Genomic DNA, 17,620 nt, shown 5'->3' with positions numbered 1-17,620 from the left:
GGCTTGTGCATATAAGGCATCAGATTAGTGGCAAAAACGTCGCCGTAGCGATTTTTCCGACACAATCCGCTGACTATTTACCATTTAACAATCAGCCGCGGAACTCGCTGCGACCGTTGTACTTGGCTTTGCCGTTCAACTGCTCTTCGATACGCAGCAGTTGGTTGTACTTGGAAACGCGGTCGGAACGGCACAGGGAGCCGGTCTTGATCTGGCCAGCCGAGGTGCCCACGGCCAGGTCGGCAATGGTCGAATCTTCGGTTTCGCCGGAGCGGTGCGAGATCACGGCAGTGTAACCGGCAGCCTTGGCCATCTGGATGGCTTCCAGGGTTTCGGTCAGGGTGCCGATCTGGTTGAACTTGATCAGGATCGAGTTGGCGATCTTCTTGTCGATGCCTTCTTTCAGGATCTTGGTGTTGGTGACGAACAGGTCGTCGCCTACCAGCTGGGTCTTCTCGCCGATCTTGTCGGTGAGGATTTTCCAGCCAGCCCAGTCGGACTCGTCCAGGCCATCTTCGATGGAGATGATCGGATAACGCTCGGTCAGACCTTTCAGGTAATCAGCGAAACCTTCGGCGCTGAACACCTGGCCTTCGCCGGACAGGTTGTACTTGCCGTCTTCGTAGAATTCGCTGGCTGCGCAGTCCAGGGCCAGGGTCACGTCGGTGCCCAGCTTGTAACCGGCGTTGGCCACGGCTTCGGAGATCACTTTCAAAGCATCTTCGTTGGAAGCCAGGTTCGGCGCGAAACCACCTTCGTCACCGACGGCAGTGCTCAGGCCACGGGCTTTCAGCACAGCTTTGAGGTGGTGGAAAATCTCGGTGCCCATGCGCAGGCCTTCCGAGAAAGACTTGGCGCCAACCGGCTGAACCATGAATTCCTGGATGTCGACGTTGTTATCGGCGTGCTCGCCGCCGTTGATGATGTTCATCATCGGAACCGGCATCGAGTAGACACCCGGGGTGCCGTTCAGGTTGGCGATGTGAGCGTACAGCGGCAGGTCCTGGTCCTGCGCTGCTGCCTTGGCTGCGGCCAGGGAAACGGCGAGGATCGCGTTGGCGCCCAGGGAACCTTTGTTTTCAGTACCGTCGAGCTTGATCATTGCCAGATCGAGCGCTTTCTGGTCGCTTGGGTCCATGCCTTTCAACAGGTCACGGATCGGACCGTTGATGTTGCCTACGGCCTTCAGAACGCCCTTGCCCAGGTAACGGCTCTTGTCGCCATCACGCAGCTCGAGCGCTTCACGCGAGCCAGTGGAAGCACCGGACGGCGCGCAGGCACTGCCGATGATGCCGTTGTCGAGAAGCACGTCCGCTTCCACGGTGGGATTGCCACGGGAGTCGAGAACTTCACGACCTTTGATGTCGACGATTTTAGCCATTGTTGTAAACACTCCAAAGTTGACGAAAACGACGCAGCTGTAGGAAATCTTTGATCGTCGGCAAGTGAGGTGCAGCGGGCAGTCTTGCAGACGACAAGGCTCAGGCCCGAGGGCCTGAGCGTTAAATCGTGCGGTACTTTACCGGAGAATTGAGGATTACGCGGTTTCTACCGTCGGAAAACTCTTCACCAGTTCGTCCAAAGCCTTGAGCTGGGCCAGGAATGGCTCCAGTTTGTCCAGGCGCAAGGCGCAAGGACCGTCGCATTTGGCGTTGTCCGGATCCGGGTGGGCTTCCAGGAACAGGCCGGCCAGGGACTGGCTCATGCCGGCCTTCGCCAGGTCGGTGACCTGGGCGCGACGACCGCCGGCGGAATCGGAGCGACCACCAGGCATTTGCAGCGCGTGGGTCACGTCGAAGAACACCGGATATTCGAACTGCTTCATGATGCCGAAGCCGAGCATGTCGACGACCAGGTTGTTGTAGCCGAAGCTCGAACCACGCTCGCAGAGGATCAACTGATCGTTACCCGCTTCCACGCATTTGCTCAGGATGTGTTTCATTTCATGAGGTGCGAGGAACTGGGCTTTCTTGATGTTGATCACTGCACCGGTCTTGGCCATCGCGACCACGAGGTCGGTCTGGCGCGACAGGAAGGCCGGCAACTGGATGATGTCGCAGACTTCAGCGACAACCGCGGCCTGATCAGGCTCGTGGACGTCGGTGATGATCGGCACGCCAAAGGCTTGCTTGATGTCCTGGAAGATACGCATGCCTTCTTCCAGGCCAGGACCACGATAGGAGGTCACAGAAGACCGGTTGGCCTTGTCGAAACTGGCCTTGAACACGTAAGGGATACCGAGCTTTTCGGTGACCTTCACATACTCTTCGCAAACCTGCATGGCCATGTCACGACTTTCCAGCACGTTCATGCCGCCGAACAGCACCATGGGTTTGTCGTTGGCAATCTCGATGTCGCCGACGCGGATGATCTTCTGTGCCATCGGGGTTACGCCTTCTTCTGGTGTTGAACCAACGCTGCCTTGACGAAACCGCTGAACAGCGGATGACCGTCACGCGGCGTCGAGGTGAACTCAGGGTGGAACTGGCAAGCGACGAACCATGGGTGATCCGGAGCTTCAACCACTTCAACCAGTGCGCCATCACCGGAACGACCGGAGATTTTCAAACCGGCTTCCATGATTTGCGGCAGCAGGTTGTTGTTCACTTCATAGCGATGACGATGACGCTCGACAATCACGTCCTTGCCGTAGCAACCGTGGACCAGGGAACCCGGCTCCAGCAGGCAATCCTGCGCGCCCAGGCGCATGGTGCCGCCCAGATCGGAGGTTTCGGTACGGGTTTCGACAGCGCCGGTGGCATCTTCCCACTCGGTGATCAGGCCCACAACCGGGTGACCGCTTGCACGATCGAACTCGGTGGAGTTGGCGTCTTTCCAGCCCATCACGTTACGTGCGAACTCGATAACGGCCACTTGCATGCCCAGGCAGATACCCAGGTACGGAACCTTGTTTTCGCGAGCGTATTGAACGGCAGTGATCTTGCCTTCAACGCCACGCAGACCGAAGCCGCCAGGCACCAGGATCGCGTCGACGCCTTCGAGCAGCGCTGTGCCCTGGTTCTCGATGTCTTCGGAATCGATGTAGCGCAGGTTGACCTTGGTACGGTTGCTGATGCCGGCGTGACTCATCGCTTCGATCAACGACTTGTAGGCGTCCAGCAACTCCATGTACTTGCCGACCATGGCGATGGTGACTTCGTGCTCAGGGTTGAGCTTGGCGTCGACCACGGCTTCCCACTCGGACAGATCGGCACCGCCGCATTGCAGGCCGAAACGCTCGACGACGAAATCGTCCAGGCCCTGGGAGTGCAGGATGCCCGGGATCTTGTAGATGGTATCGGCGTCTTCCAGGCCGATCACCGCACGCTCTTCAACGTTGGTGAACTGCGCGATCTTGCGACGCGAGGAAATATCGATCGGGTGATCGGAGCGGCAGACCAGCACGTCTGGTTGCAGGCCGATGGAACGCAGTTCCTTCACCGAGTGCTGGGTTGGCTTGGTCTTGGTTTCGCCGGCAGTGGCGATGTACGGCACCAGTGTCAGGTGCATCAGCATCGCGCGCTTGGCGCCGACTTCGAAACGCAGTTGGCGGATGGCTTCGAGGAACGGTTGCGACTCGATGTCACCCACAGTGCCACCGATCTCGACCATTGCCACGTCAGCGTCGCCGGCACCCTTGATGATGCGGCGCTTGATTTCGTCGGTGATGTGCGGGATCACCTGGATGGTTGCACCCAGGTAGTCACCACGGCGCTCCTTGCGCAGGACGTGTTCGTAGACACGGCCGGTGGTGAAGTTGTTGTTCTGGGTCATGGTCGTGCGGATGAACCGCTCGTAGTGGCCCAGGTCCAGGTCAGTCTCGGCGCCGTCGTGGGTGACGAACACTTCACCGTGCTGGAACGGGCTCATGGTGCCCGGGTCGACGTTGATGTACGGGTCCAGCTTCAGCATGGTGACCTTAAGTCCCCGCGCCTCCAGGATGGCCGCCAATGATGCCGATGCAATGCCTTTCCCCAATGAAGAAACAACACCGCCCGTGACGAATATGTAGCGCGTCATGAAAAACCCTAGAAGTCTGCGTTAAAGCGGTCCGAGCCGCCGGGGAAAGCGAAGGAAGGCCGAAGCCCCCGATCACCTGCATTAATCACAGTGCACCTTTCGAAAAAACCGCCGCGTTGGGACAGACCGGAAAATGAAACACCGGTTCGTTGCTCGCTACACATTTTTTGGAATCGCCCAGCAAAGACTGCTTGGTAATCGGCAACTCCTGCAATTCAGGCGAATCCACAGAAGTTGTATCAAGAAGGGAGCGTAGTCTACCGGAAAGCCCCTTTCAGCTCAAACCTTGATCTTCGTTCAGTGGCTGCCAATGCAAATGCCAGTCGCCGAGCGCACCACCATCGAGCCCCTTAAGGTTCGCTACCGCCAGCAGTTGCCCGTCTTTGTAGAGCAGCGGCAATCTGCCGCGTACGAAGGACGGTACAGCACTTTCATTGAGCAAACGTTTCAGGTCCCGATGGCCGCGGCCTGGCAAAGCCATGACCTCTCCCCCTTCACGATAGCGGATATGCAGCGGGCCATCGGGGATTTGCCCGGTGAGCGAAAGCACACCGTTGCCCGGGATAGCCAGTGGTGACGCCGGATCCAGCCACACCCCGGCGCCGGGCAAAGGGCGCAGCCAGCGGCCGGACAGCCACCAGATCCGACCGCCCGCCCGATGCAGTTCGCCATCGGCCAGCCGCCACACCGGGCAGGCATCGCCGGTGGCGTCGCGCAAATCCTCCCAACCCGACCAATGGTCAGTGTCCGGCAGGCGGGTCAGCGGTTCGAGCCAATGACTCAAGGCATTGCGCTGCCGGGCATCAGACAGTCGCGCAAGGGGCGCCAGTTCAAGGGATCGCAAGCCCAACCAGGCAAACTCACTGGCAGAGCTGGCCTCACGCAAATCCATGTCCGCCAGTTCTTCGAGCAGCCCCTGCGCTTCAGTCAAATGCGCCGCGCTACGGACCATGGTCGCCACCGCTTGTGGCCAGCGCTGGATCAGCACGGGCAAGACTTGATGCCTAAGGTAATTGCGCGAGTACTGCCGATCCTGGTTCGAGGGATCTTCGATCCAGCTCAACCCATGTGCACTGGCATAAGCCTCCAGTTCAGCCCGCGTGACATCAAGTAATGGTCGCAGCAAGTGCCCCTTGCCCAACGGGCGCTGACGCGGCATCCCGGACAATCCGCGCACGCCCGCTCCGCGTAACAAGCGAAACAACAGGGTTTCCGCCTGATCGTCGCGGTGCTGGGCCGTCAGCAGCACTTCGTTGGCCTGAACGGCTTCAGTGAAGGCCTGATACCGCGCATCCCGGGCTGCACGTTCAAGGCTGGCACCCGGTTGCACCTGCACGCGAACCACTTGCAGCGGCACGCCCAGCGCAGTGCACACAGCACGACAATATTCCGGCCACGCATCGGCCACAGCTTGAAGACCGTGATGAACATGGATGGCGCTCAGCGCCGGCAGGGATTCGGTTTTGGAGAGTGTTGCCAGAAGGTGCAGCAGAACAGTGGAGTCCAGGCCGCCGGAGAAGGCGATGCGCCAAGCGGAAGCATTGCGCCACAAGGCAAGATTCAACAAGACTCTGGCGGGCAGATCAATATTGGACCGACTCATATCCATCACCCTGCACAAATCAAATGTGGGAGCGACGGTTCGGCGTTCCGACCTGCTCGCGAAGACGGTTCAACATTCAACACATTCGTTGGCTGTCATACCGCTTTCGCGAGCAGGCTCGCTCCCACACATGGGTACAGCGAGATCTGATTACAGACCGTAGCTCATCAGACGCTCATAACGACGGGTCAGCAGCGCATCGTTATCGAACTTCTTCAGCATCGCCAGTTGCGAGCTGAGCTCGGCTCGGATCGATGCAGCGGCAGCGGCCGGGTTACGGTGCGCGCCACCCAATGGCTCACCAATCACCTTGTCCACGATGCCCAGGCCCTTGAGGCGCTCGGCGGTGATGCCCATCGCTTCTGCGGCATCCGGTGCTTTCTCGGCGGTTTTCCACAGAATCGAAGCGCAACCTTCCGGCGAAATCACCGCGTAGGTGGAGTATTGCAGCATGTTCAACTGATCGCAGACACCGATAGCCAGTGCACCACCGGAACCACCCTCACCGATCACGGTGGCGATGATTGGGGTTTTCAGGCGGGCCATGACACGCAGGTTCCAGGCAATCGCTTCACTCTGGTTGCGCTCTTCAGCGTCGATGCCAGGGTAAGCGCCCGGGGTGTCGATGAAGGTCAGGATCGGCATTTTGAAACGTTCGGCCATTTCCATCAGGCGGCAAGCCTTGCGGTAGCCTTCCGGACGCGGCATGCCGAAGTTGCGGCGAACCTTCTCGCGCACTTCACGGCCTTTCTGGTGACCGATGATCATCACCGGCTGGTCATCCAGACGGGCAATACCGCCAACGATCGCAGCGTCGTCGGAGAAGTGACGGTCACCGTGCAGTTCGTCGAACTCGGTGAAGATGTGTTCGATGTAGTCCAGGGTATACGGACGTTTCGGGTGACGCGCCAGACGTGCGATCTGCCAGCTGGTCAGCTTGCCGAAGATGTCTTCGGTCAGCGTTTTGCTCTTGTCCTGCAGGCGGGAGATCTCATCGCCGATATTCAGCGAATTGTCATTACCGACCAAGCGCAACTCTTCGATCTTGGCTTGCAGGTCGGCGATCGGCTGTTCGAAATCTAGAAAATTCGGGTTCATAGGCGTCCGTCTTGGGTCGAGTCCCAAGGGATCTTGGGCCGGCCGGTTGTCTATTCGCGCCCTACCTTAAGGGACAGGCGCGTTGAGGTCGAGATTAAAAATTCAGGTTGCGGGCAGGCGTTCTGATATCACCTGCCGGTCAACGGTATTGGAGGAAGACGTTGTCTCGCCCGAACTGGTCACGCAAGGCTTGAATCAACGCATCCGCCGGATCGATTCGCCAGCCTTCGCCGAACTGCAACAAGGCCTTCGCATCGGGACTGGTGTAGTCCATGGTGATCGGGCAAGCACCGCGGTGACGCTTCAACAGTTCACCCAGCCAGCGTAGCTGATCGCCCTTGAGGTCCTTGGCATGCAACTTCAGGCGCAGGCTCTCGGCCAGATTGGTGCGCGCATCCTCCATGCTCATCACCCGCTTGACCCGCAATTTCAGGCCACCGGAGAAGTCGTCATTGCTGACTTCGCCTTCGACCACCACCATCGCGTCGGTCTGCAACAGCGACTGCGCGGAATGGAACGCCTCGGAAAACAGCGAGGCCTCGATCCGTCCGGAGCGGTCGTCGAGGGTGATGAAGCCCATCTTGTCGCCCTTTTTGTTCTTCATCACCCGCAAGGCGATGATCATCCCGGCAACGGTCTGGGTATCGCGCGCCGGTTTCAGGTCGATAATGCGCTGGCGAGCGAAGCGACGGATTTCACCTTCGTATTCGTCAATCGGGTGACCGGTCAGGTACAGGCCAAGGGTATCTTTCTCCCCTTTCAGGCGCTCCTTGAGGGTCAGCTCCTTGGCCTTGCGGTGATTGGCGTAGACGTCAGCGTCCTCTTCGACAAACAGACCGCCAAACAGGTCGGAGTGACCGCTGTCCTGGGTGCGCGCGGTCTGTTCGGCCGCCTTGATCGCCTCTTCCATGGCGGTCAACAGCACCGCGCGATTGCGGTCGATATTGGCCTGGTAGGCTTTCTGCTCATCGTGGAAATACGGCCCGAGGCGATCCAGGGCACCGCTGCGGATCAAACCGTCGAGAGTGCGCTTGTTGATACGCTTGAGGTCGACCCGTGCGCAGAAATCGAACAGATCCTTGAACGGACCGGCCAGGCGCGCTTCGGTGATCGCCTCGACCGGGCCTTCGCCCACGCCCTTGATGGCACCGAGGCCGTAAATGATCCGGCCTTCGTCGTTCACCGTGAACTTGAATTCGGAGGTGTTCACGTCCGGCGCGTCGAGACGCAGCTTCATGGTCCGCACTTCTTCGATCAAGGTCACGACCTTGTCGGTGTTGTGCATATCCGCCGAGAGCACCGCGGCCATGAACGGCGCCGGGTAGTGCGCCTTCAGCCATGCGGTCTGGTACGACACCAGGCCATAGGCGGCGGAGTGGGATTTGTTGAAGCCGTAACCGGCGAACTTTTCCACCAGGTCAAAAATGTTACCGGCGAGGTCCGCGTCGATGTTGTTGGTGGCGCAACCTTCAATGAAGCCGCCGCGCTGCTTGGCCATTTCCTCGGGTTTTTTCTTACCCATGGCTCGACGCAGCATGTCCGCACCACCGAGGGTGTAACCGGCCATGACCTGGGCAATCTGCATCACCTGTTCCTGATACAGGATGATGCCGTAAGTCGGTGCCAGCACCGGTTTGAGGCCTTCGTACTGAAAGTCCGAGTGCGGATACGCCAGCTCGGCGCGGCCGTGCTTACGGTTGATGAAGTCGTCCACCATGCCCGATTGCAGCGGACCCGGACGGAACAGTGCCACCAGTGCGATCAAGTCTTCCAGGCAGTCGGGCTTGAGCTTTTTGATCAGCTCCTTCATGCCCCGGGATTCGAGCTGGAACACCGCCGTGGTTTCGGCTTTTTGCAGCAGTGTGTAAGTCGGTTTGTCGTCCAACGGGATAAACGCGATATCCAGCGGCGGTTCGTTGACCTTGGCGCGGTCGCGGTTGATGGTTTTCAGCGCCCAGTCGATGATCGTCAGGGTCCGCAGGCCAAGGAAGTCGAACTTCACCAGGCCAGCCGCCTCGACGTCATCCTTGTCGAACTGGGTTACCAGACCGTCACCGGCCTCGTCGCAATAGATCGGCGAGAAGTCGGTCAGCTTGGTCGGTGCGATCACCACACCACCGGCGTGCTTGCCGACGTTACGCACAACGCCTTCGAGCTTGCGGGCCATCTCCCAGATTTCCGCGGCCTCTTCATCGACCTTGATGAAGTCGCGCAGGATCTCTTCCTGCTCGTAGGCCTTTTCCAGGGTCATGCCGACTTCGAACGGAATCATCTTCGACAGACGATCCGCCAGGCCATAGGACTTGCCCTGCACCCGCGCCACGTCGCGGACCACGGCCTTGGCGGCCATGGAACCGAAGGTGATGATCTGGCTTACCGCGTTGCGGCCGTACTTCTCGGCCACATAGTCGATAACCCGGTCACGACCGTCCATGCAGAAGTCGACGTCGAAGTCGGGCATGGATACCCGTTCCGGGTTAAGGAATCGTTCGAACAGCAGGTCATATTCCAGCGGGTCGAGGTCGGTGATCTTCTGTACATAGGCCACCAGCGATCCGGCACCCGATCCACGGCCAGGGCCCACCGGTACGCCGTTGCTCTTGGCCCACTGGATAAAGTCCATCACGATCAGGAAGTAACCGGGGAACCCCATCTGGATAATGATATCCAGCTCGAAATTCAACCGATCGACATAGACCTGACGCTTGGCCTCGTAGTCTTCGGTGGTGTCTTTGGGCAGCAGAACACTAAGGCGCTCTTCCAGGCCGTCGAAGGACACCTTGCGGAAGTACTCGTCGATGGTCATGCCATCGGGAATCGGGAAGTTGGGCAGGAAGTGCGTGCCCAGCTTCACTTCGATGTTACAGCGCTTGGCGATCTCGACGGTGTTTTCCAGCGCTTCGGGAATGTCGCTGAACAGCTCGGCCATTTCCTCGGCGCTTTTGAGGTACTGCTGATCACTGTAATTCTTCGAACGCCGCGGATCGTCGAGGGCGCGGCCCTCACCGATGCAGACGCGGGTTTCGTGGGCGGCGAAATCTTCCTGCTTGATGAAACGCACATCATTGGTCGCCACCAGCGGCGCACCGAGCTTCTCGGCCAGCGCCACGGCACCGTGCAGTTGCTCTTCATCGTTGGGGCGGTTGGTGCGCTGGATTTCCAGGTAGAAACGATCCGGAAACACTTCCATCCATTCCCGGGCCAGGGTTTCGGCCTCGGCGGGGTTGCCGCTGAGCATGGCCTGGCCGATCTCGCCGTCTTTGGCCGCCGACAGCATGATCAAGCCCGAGTTGGCTTCAGCAACCCATTCGCGCTCGATGATGATCGCGCCATTGCGCTGACCGTCGATGAAGCCGCGGGAAATCAGTTCGGTAAGGTTGCGATAGCCTTCGGCGTTCATCACCAGCAGGCTGATCCGGCTCAGCGGGTTGTCCGGATCCTTGTTCGACAGCCACAGGTCGGCGCCGCAGATCGGCTTGATCCCGGCACCCATGGCGTTTTTATAGAATTTGACCAGGGAACACATGTTGTTCTGGTCGGTGACCGCTACGGCAGGCATGCTCATGCCGACCAGGGTCTTGACCAGCGGTTTGATCCGCACCAGACCGTCGACCAGGGAATATTCAGTGTGCAGGCGTAGGTGAACGAATGAAGCCGGCATAGTGATCCTGTCTGTAAACATGAAGACAACAAGGCCCGGATTGTACCGGGCCTTGGTAAAAAAAATCAGCCTCGCGACTAACTCTCGATGAGACCTTCCCGCGCCTCATACGCCAGCCGCACCGGGGCAAACGAGCGCCGGTGAATCGGGGTCGGCCCAAGCCGTGCCAGTGCTTCCAGATGAACGGGGGTCGGGTAGCCTTTGTGACCGCCGATACCGTAGCCCGGGTAGATCAATTCGAAGGCGGCCATTTCGCGATCACGGCTCACTTTGGCCAGAATCGATGCGGCGGCGATGGCGGGGACCTTGCTATCGCCCTTGACCACGGCCTCTGAGCGCATTGGCAGTTTCGGGCAACGGTTGCCGTCGATCATCGCCAGCTTCGGCTGGACATGCAGCCCGGCGACCGCACGCTGCATGGCCAGCATGGTGGCGTGCAGGATATTCAGTTCGTCGATTTCTTCGACTTCGGCGCGAGCGATGCACCAGCTCAGGGCTTTTTCGCAGATTTCGTCGTAGAGTTTTTCGCGACGGGCTTCGGTGAGTTTCTTCGAGTCGTTCAGGCCGAGGATCGGGCGGTTCGGATCAAGGATCACCGCCGCCGTCACCACCGCGCCACAGAGCGGACCGCGACCGACTTCATCGACGCCGGCAACCAGGTCTTCGATTTCAGCGACCAAGGTGAAATCCAGGCCCATCTGCATGTTCGTTTTACTCATTTGTCTTGGCCGATCAGGTTCAGCACTGCGTCCGCAGCCTGGTTGGAGGCATCCAGACGCAGGGTCCGGTGAATTTCGTCAAAGCCACGGGTCTGCTCTTCCCCGCCCTCGATCAACGGTGACAACGTCTGGGCCAGCGCTTCGACCGTTGCATCGTCCTGCAACAATTCGGGCACCAACAGGCGCTGGGCCAACAAGTTCGGTAACGAAATGTAGGGGCTTTTCACCATGCGTTTGAGAATCCAGAACGTCAGCGGCGCCAGGCGATAGGCGACCACCATCGGTCGCTTGTACAGCAGCGCTTCAAGCGTCGCGGTACCGGAGGCAATCAACACCGCATCGCACGCTGCCAGGGCTAAGTGAGACTGCCCATCGAGCAGGGTCAGCGGCAAATCGCGACCGGCCAACAGTTCTTCGAGCTGTGCGCGACGTTGCGCACTGGCGCAAGGCATGACAAACCGCACACCCGGACGCAATGCCCGCAGGCGCTGCGCTGTGTCGAGAAACAACGCGCCGAGCCGGCCGACTTCACCGCCACGGCTGCCGGGCATCAACGCCACCAGCGGCCCGTCGGGCAAACCGAGTTCGGCCCGCGCAGCAGCGCGATCGGCCTGGAGTGGAATGGCATCGGCCAGGGTATGGCCGACGAACCGCACCGGCACGCCCTTTTCTTCGTAGAATTTGGCTTCGAACGGAAACAGCGTGAGCATCAGGTCGCAGCCTTCGCGAATCTTCAACACGCGTTTCTGCCGCCAGGCCCAGACCGACGGGCTGACGTAATGCACGGTCTTGATCCCGGCCTGGCGCAGCTTGAGTTCGATATTGAGGTTGAAGTCCGGCGCATCGATACCGATGAATACATCGGGTTTCGCATCGATCAGGTCGGCGACCAGCTTCTTGCGTCGTGCCAGCAGCTCGCGCAGCCGGCCCAGCACTTCCACCAGACCCATGACGGACAGACGTTCCATCGGGAAATACGAGGTCAGGCCTTCAGCCTGCATCAACGGACCACCAACACCGATGAACTCGACAGCAGGGTGACGAGCCTTGAGCGCGCGCATGAGACCCGCACCCAGAATGTCACCGGAAGCCTCACCCGCTACCAGCGCAATACGCAGATTGGCCATGATTAGCGGGTGATGCCGCGGGTCGAAGACTGGATGGAGTCGCGGAACACCGCTACTTCCGGGAACTGCGCAGAAGGCTCGGCCAGTTCGACGAGCGCCTGTTCCACGGTCAGGCCCTGGCGGTACACAACCTTGTAGGCACGACGCAGCGCGTGGATCGCATCTTCGCTGAAACCCCGACGGCGCATGCCCTCGAAGTTCATGCTACGGGCTTCGGCGGGGTTACCGAACACCGTGACATACGCAGGAACATCCTTGCCGATCGCCGTACCCATGCCTGAGAAGCTGTGGGCACCAATGTGGCAATACTGGTGAACCAGGGTAAAACCGGAAAGGATTGCCCAGTCTTCCACATGCACATGGCCCGCCAGTGCGGTGTTGTTGACCAGGATGCAGTGGTTGCCGATAACGCTGTCGTGGCCGATATGGGCATACGCCATGATCAGGTTGTGATCGCCCAGGGTCGTTTCCGAACGGTCCTGGATGGTGCCACGGTGAATCGTCACGCCTTCACGGATGACGTTGTGATCACCAATCACCAGGCGGGTTTCCTCGCCCTTGTACTTCAGGTCAGGCGTGTCTTCACCCACCGAGGAAAACTGGTAGATGCGATTGTGCTTACCAATTCGGGTCGGGCCCTTGAGAATCACGTGTGGCCCGATGACTGTCCCCTCGCCGATTTCCACACCTGCGCCGACGATCGACCACGGGCCGACCTCGACGCCGTCAGCCAGAACGGCTGTCGGATCGATGATTGCACGAGGGTCAATCAAACTCATAGTTTGCGTTCCGCACAGATGATTTCAGCCGAGCAGACAGGCTTGCCATCGACCGAAGCCTGGCATTCGAATTTCCAGATCTGACGCTTGCAGCTGATGAACTTGGCTTCAAGGATCAGCTGATCGCCCGGCAATACCGGCTGGCGGAAGCGCAGCTTGTCGGAACCGACGAAGTAATAGAGGGTGCCGTCGGCCGGTTTCACGTCGAGCATTTTGAAACCAAGGATCCCGGCAGCCTGAGCCATTGCCTCGATGATCAATACGCCCGGCATGATTGGATGCGCAGGGAAGTGACCGTTGAAGAACGGTTCGTTGATGCTGACATTCTTGTAGGCACGAATGCGCTTGCCTTCAACATCCAGCTCCACTACCCGGTCCACCAGCAGGAACGGGTAACGGTGAGGCAGGTATTCGCGAATCTCGTTGATGTCCATCATTTCGGGGGGAAGCCTATGTAAAGATTGGGAGCGCGCGACTGACGCGCACCCCTCTAGCAAATCAAGGAGGCAGTCTAGCGGCTGTGCACACTTGATATGGAAATGGTATCAGCCATCTGATGAAGCATTACCGTCAGGGGTCACTTCCCCTACTTGCTTTTCCAGCTGGCGCAGACGTCGCGCGATGTCATCGAGCTGACGAATACGTGCCGCGCTTTTGCGCCACTCGGCAGCCGGTTGCATGGCCGTACCGGAAGAATAGGCCCCTGGCTCGGTAATCGAGTGGGTCACCATGGTCATCCCGGTAATGAAAACGTTGTCACAAATATCGATGTGCCCCACCAGGCCTACGCCACCGGCGAGCATGCAATGCTTGCCGATTTTGGTGCTGCCGGAGATCCCGACGCACGCTGCCATGGCGGTGTGATCGCCTACCTGAACGTTGTGGGCAATCTGAATCTGGTTATCGAGCTTCACGCCGTTACCGATGATGGTATCGGCCAACGCACCGCGATCTATAGCTGTGTTCACGCCGATTTCAACATCATCGCCGATCAGCACACCACCGATCTGGGCGATTTTCTGCCAGATACCTTTTTCATTGGCAAAGCCGAAGCCTTCGCCGCCAAGCACCGCACCGGACTGAATGACGACCCGCTTGCCGACGCGAACGTCGTGATACAAGGTCACACGCGGTGCGAGCCAGCCACCCTCACCCACCACGCTGCGAGCGCCAATGAAGCAATGCGCGCCGACAGTCGTACCGGCGGCAACCTGCGCACCGCTTTCGATCACCACAAAAGCGCCGATACTCGCCGCTGGATCGACAACCGCATCCGCCGCGATCACCGCCGTCGGATGAATCCCGGCTGCCGCCTTGGGCTTGGGATCGAACAGGTGAGAAATACGCGCGTAGGCTGCGTATGGATCCGGCACCACCAGCACATCCCCGCAATGACCTTCGGCGTCAGCGGCTTTGAGCAACAGGGCTGCAGCCTGACTGCCTGCCAGGTACTTACGGTATTGGGGGTTTGCAAGAAAGCTCAACTGAGCTGGGCCAGCCTCCTGCAAGGTGGCTAGCCCAGTAATTGCTTTCTCGGGGTCGCCACGTAGCGTGGCACCGAGGAACTCGGCCAGCTGGCCGAGCTTAATGGTCACGGTCATGGGTTACTTCAGCTGATTCATGCGCTCGATAACCTGGCGAGTGATGTCGTACTGAGGCTTGACATCAATCACTGCGCCACGCTCGAAGACCAGGTCAAAAGCACCTTTCTTGATGACTTCTTCCACAGCGCTGTCCAGTTTCGGCTTGAGCTGCTTCAGCATTTCACGATCGGCAACGGCCTTGGCTTCATTCAGCTCCTTGGACTGGAACTGGAAGTCACGGGCCTTTTGCTTGAATTCAAGCTCCAGACGCTCGCGCTCGCCCTGCTGCATTTTGTCGCCACCGGCCATCAGGCGGTCCTGAATGCCCTTGGCGCTGGTTTCCAGCGCCTTGAGCTTGGTCAGCTGAGGACCGAACTTCTTCTCGGCATCCACGGCGTATTTCTTGGCCGCGTCGGACTCCAGCAAAGCCATCTGATAGTTCAGAACAGCAATTTTCATGTCGGCGAACGCCGGACCTGCTACCAGTACGGTCGCCAGGAGAACCAATTGAGTCAACTTACGCACGATGCACTCCTACAAAATCCATTGTCGTTATTTTGGGACAGACGCTTAGAACGTCTGGCCAAGAGAGAATTGGAACACCTGGGTTTCAGCGTTATCCGGTTCTTTTACTGGCATGGCCAACGCAAAGCTCAGAGGACCCAGCGCGGTGACCCATGTCACGCCCACACCGACGGAACTGGCCAGGTTGCTCAGACTGACATCGTTACACTGCGTATTGGACTTCGACGCAGGGTTGGTATTGGTCGTCTGCTCGCACTTGGAGTCGAATACGTTACCCACATCCCAGAATACCGAGGTACGCAGGGATCGTTGATCCTTGACGAACGGCAGCGGGAACAGAATCTCTGCACCACCTTGAATCAGGACGTTACCACCGAACGGCAGTGGATCCTGATCCGGGTCAGCAAGAGTACCCGGGTTGCCAGTACTGAGTGCGCCGCGGCTCGGAGTACTACGCGGCCCCAATGTACTGTCCTTGAAGCCACGAACCGAGTTGAAACCACCAGCATAGTAGTTTTCATAGAATGGCAAGCCATCGGTCGAACCATAACCGTCGCCATAACCCAATTCGGTGTGCAGGCGCATGGTGTAGTTTTCGCTCAGTGGCTGGAACAACTGGCCACGGTAATCGAGCTTGAAGAACGACAGGTCGCTACCCGGTACGGTGACTTCCGCCGTCAAGCTTTGAGAATGACCACGAGTCGCCAATACGCCTTTGTTCAGGGTGGATTCGGACCAGCCGGCCGAAGCCTTGAAGTTCAAGTACTGATCGCCTTCACGGTTAACGAAGTCGAAAATTTCGTCGACGGTGTATTGACCGGTCTTGATCTTGTCCTGTTGCGCAGTCAGGCCGAAGGTCAGACGCGAAGTCTCGCTGATCGGGTAGCCGACGCTCACGCCAGCACCCATGCTGTCCACGGCATAGCTCGCTACATCGACGTCGAGGTCGTTGTAGTCGGTGGTGCGGTAGAAGGCGTTGTAACCCAGGCTCACGCCATCAGCCGTCCAGTAGGGGTCGACAAAACCAAAGTTGTAACGCGTCTGGTATTGGCTTTTGGTCAAGCCGACGCTGACCTTGTTACCGGTACCCAGGAAGTTGTTCTGAGTGATCGAACCACCGAGGATCAGACCGGCACTCTGGGCGAAACCGACACTGGCGGTAATCGAACCGGAGGCTTGTTCTTCAACGCTGTAGTTGACGTCCACCTGGTCATCGACACCCGGCACGGCCGGGGTCTCGACGTTGACTTCCTTGAAGAAGCCCAGTCGTTCCAGACGGGTCTTGGACTGGTCGATCAGGTAGGTCGAAGCCCAGCCGCCTTCCATCTGACGCATTTCACGACGCAGCACTTCGTCTTCGGACTTGGTGTTGCCACGGAAGTTGATGCGGTTCACGTAAGCACGCTTGCCCGGATCGACTGCAAACAGGATGTCTACGGTGTGATCTTCATCGTGCGGTTGAGGCACGCCGTTGACGTTGGCGAAGGTATAACCTTCGTTACCCAGGCGACGGGTGATCAGTTCGGAGGTGGTGGTCATCAGCTTGCGCGAGAACACCTGGCCTTTTTGCACCAGCAGCAGGGACTTGACCTGGTCTTCAGGGACTTTCAGGTCACCGCTGAGCTTGACGTCACGAACGGTGTACTTCTCGCCTTCGTTGACGTTGACGGTGATGTAGACGTGCTTCTTGTCCGGGGTAATGGAAACCTGGGTCGAAGCGATATCCATGTTGATGTAGCCACGGTCCAGGTAGTAGGAACGCAGACGTTCCAGGTCACCGGACAGTTTTTCACGGGCGTACTTGTCGTCGTTCTTGAAGAACGACAACCAGTTGGTGGTCTTGAGTTCGAACAGGTCGATCAGATCTTCATCAGGGAAAACCGTGTTACCCACCACGTTGATGTGCTGGATAGCGGCAACGGTGCCTTCGTTGATGTTGACCTTCAGGCCGACGCGGTTACGCGGCTGTGGCACCACTTCGGTATCGACGGTAGCCGAGTAGCGACCCTGGGCGACGTACTGGCGCTGCAGTTCGTTACGCACACCTTCAAGGGTGGCACGCTGGAAGATCTCGCCTTCGGCCAGACCGGATTGCTTGAGGCCTTTCATCAGGTCTTCGGTAGAGATCGCCTTGTTGCCTTCGATCTCGATACTGGCGACCGACGGGCGCTCGACTACAGTGATGACCAGGACGTTGCCATCACGGCCCAGCTGGATATCTTGAAAGAAACCGGTTTTGAACAACGCACGAGTGGATTCCACCAGGCGACGATCATCCGCCTGTTCACCGACGTTCAACGGCAAAGCACCAAAGACGCTACCCGCGGAGACCCGCTGGAGGCCATTGACGCGAATATCAGAGATAGTGAAGGACTCGGCGTGAACTTCGGCGATCATCAATACGGTGAGAACCGCAGTTAGCAGCAGACGTTTCATGAAGTCCTTTCTTATTCCAACTGGCAATAAACAAACTGCCGCAAAATGCGGCAGATTCGCAATTCAGCG

Annotated in this window: 13 protein-coding genes; all 13 read right to left on the bottom strand. The window is 58.7% G+C overall.

The window, feature by feature from the left end; translation table 11 throughout:
- Window positions 1–91: 91 nt before the first annotated feature.
- Window positions 92–1,381, bottom strand: a complete 1,290-nt coding sequence (gene eno / locus KGA85_RS25745; RefSeq protein ID WP_223458859.1) for a phosphopyruvate hydratase — start codon at window positions 1,379–1,381, stop codon at window positions 92–94.
- A 156-nt stretch (window positions 1,382–1,537) separates the two neighbouring features.
- Window positions 1,538–2,383 (bottom strand): 3-deoxy-8-phosphooctulonate synthase, encoded by an 846-nt coding sequence (kdsA, locus tag KGA85_RS25740; RefSeq protein ID WP_007949350.1) that lies wholly within the window; start codon window positions 2,381–2,383, stop codon window positions 1,538–1,540.
- A 5-nt stretch (window positions 2,384–2,388) separates the two neighbouring features.
- Window positions 2,389–4,020, bottom strand: coding sequence for a CTP synthase (locus KGA85_RS25735; protein ID WP_223458857.1), 1,632 nt, complete (start codon window positions 4,018–4,020; stop codon window positions 2,389–2,391).
- Window positions 4,021–4,294: 274 nt separating this feature from the next.
- Window positions 4,295–5,623 carry a tRNA lysidine(34) synthetase TilS gene (tilS, locus tag KGA85_RS25730; protein WP_223458855.1) on the bottom strand — a complete coding sequence of 443 codons (1,329 nt, stop codon included), beginning with the start codon at window positions 5,621–5,623 and terminating at the stop codon, window positions 4,295–4,297.
- Window positions 5,624–5,773: 150 nt separating this feature from the next.
- Window positions 5,774–6,721: an acetyl-CoA carboxylase carboxyltransferase subunit alpha gene (locus KGA85_RS25725; RefSeq protein WP_223458853.1), complete on the bottom strand. Its 948-nt coding sequence runs from the start codon at window positions 6,719–6,721 to the stop codon at window positions 5,774–5,776.
- Window positions 6,722–6,860: 139 nt separating this feature from the next.
- On the bottom strand, window positions 6,861–10,382 hold the full coding sequence (gene dnaE / locus KGA85_RS25720; RefSeq protein WP_223458851.1) for a DNA polymerase III subunit alpha: 3,522 nt from the start codon (window positions 10,380–10,382) through the stop codon (window positions 6,861–6,863).
- 77 nt (window positions 10,383–10,459) lie between these two features.
- Complete coding sequence (gene rnhB, locus KGA85_RS25715; protein ID WP_223458963.1) at window positions 10,460–11,086, bottom strand: ribonuclease HII; 627 nt, start codon at window positions 11,084–11,086, stop codon at window positions 10,460–10,462.
- Between the two features lie 11 nt (window positions 11,087–11,097).
- Window positions 11,098–12,228, bottom strand: coding sequence for a lipid-A-disaccharide synthase (gene lpxB / locus KGA85_RS25710; protein ID WP_223532513.1), 1,131 nt, complete (start codon window positions 12,226–12,228; stop codon window positions 11,098–11,100).
- 2 nt (window positions 12,229–12,230) lie between these two features.
- On the bottom strand, window positions 12,231–13,007 hold the full coding sequence (lpxA, locus tag KGA85_RS25705; protein ID WP_046041139.1) for an acyl-ACP--UDP-N-acetylglucosamine O-acyltransferase: 777 nt from the start codon (window positions 13,005–13,007) through the stop codon (window positions 12,231–12,233).
- A complete protein-coding gene (gene fabZ / locus KGA85_RS25700; RefSeq protein WP_007978374.1) occupies window positions 13,004–13,444 on the bottom strand; it encodes a 3-hydroxyacyl-ACP dehydratase FabZ in 441 nt (146 codons plus the stop codon). Before fabZ ends, lpxA begins: the two co-directional genes overlap by 4 nt.
- A 108-nt stretch (window positions 13,445–13,552) precedes the next feature.
- A complete protein-coding gene (gene lpxD / locus KGA85_RS25695; protein WP_223458846.1) occupies window positions 13,553–14,608 on the bottom strand; it encodes a UDP-3-O-(3-hydroxymyristoyl)glucosamine N-acyltransferase in 1,056 nt (351 codons plus the stop codon).
- A 3-nt stretch (window positions 14,609–14,611) separates the two neighbouring features.
- Window positions 14,612–15,115, bottom strand: coding sequence for an OmpH family outer membrane protein (locus KGA85_RS25690; RefSeq protein ID WP_046041136.1), 504 nt, complete (start codon window positions 15,113–15,115; stop codon window positions 14,612–14,614).
- Between the two features lie 45 nt (window positions 15,116–15,160).
- Window positions 15,161–17,551 (bottom strand): outer membrane protein assembly factor BamA, encoded by a 2,391-nt coding sequence (gene bamA, locus KGA85_RS25685; RefSeq protein ID WP_223458845.1) that lies wholly within the window; start codon window positions 17,549–17,551, stop codon window positions 15,161–15,163.
- Between the last annotated feature and the right edge of the window lie 69 nt (window positions 17,552–17,620).

The organism is Pseudomonas sp. GL-B-12 (assembly GCF_019955895.1).
In the GTDB taxonomy this organism is placed as follows: Bacteria; Pseudomonadota; Gammaproteobacteria; order Pseudomonadales; family Pseudomonadaceae; genus Aquipseudomonas.
The sequence above is the reverse complement of the archived record's forward strand: the minus strand, read 5'-3'. Positions and strand labels throughout refer to the sequence as shown.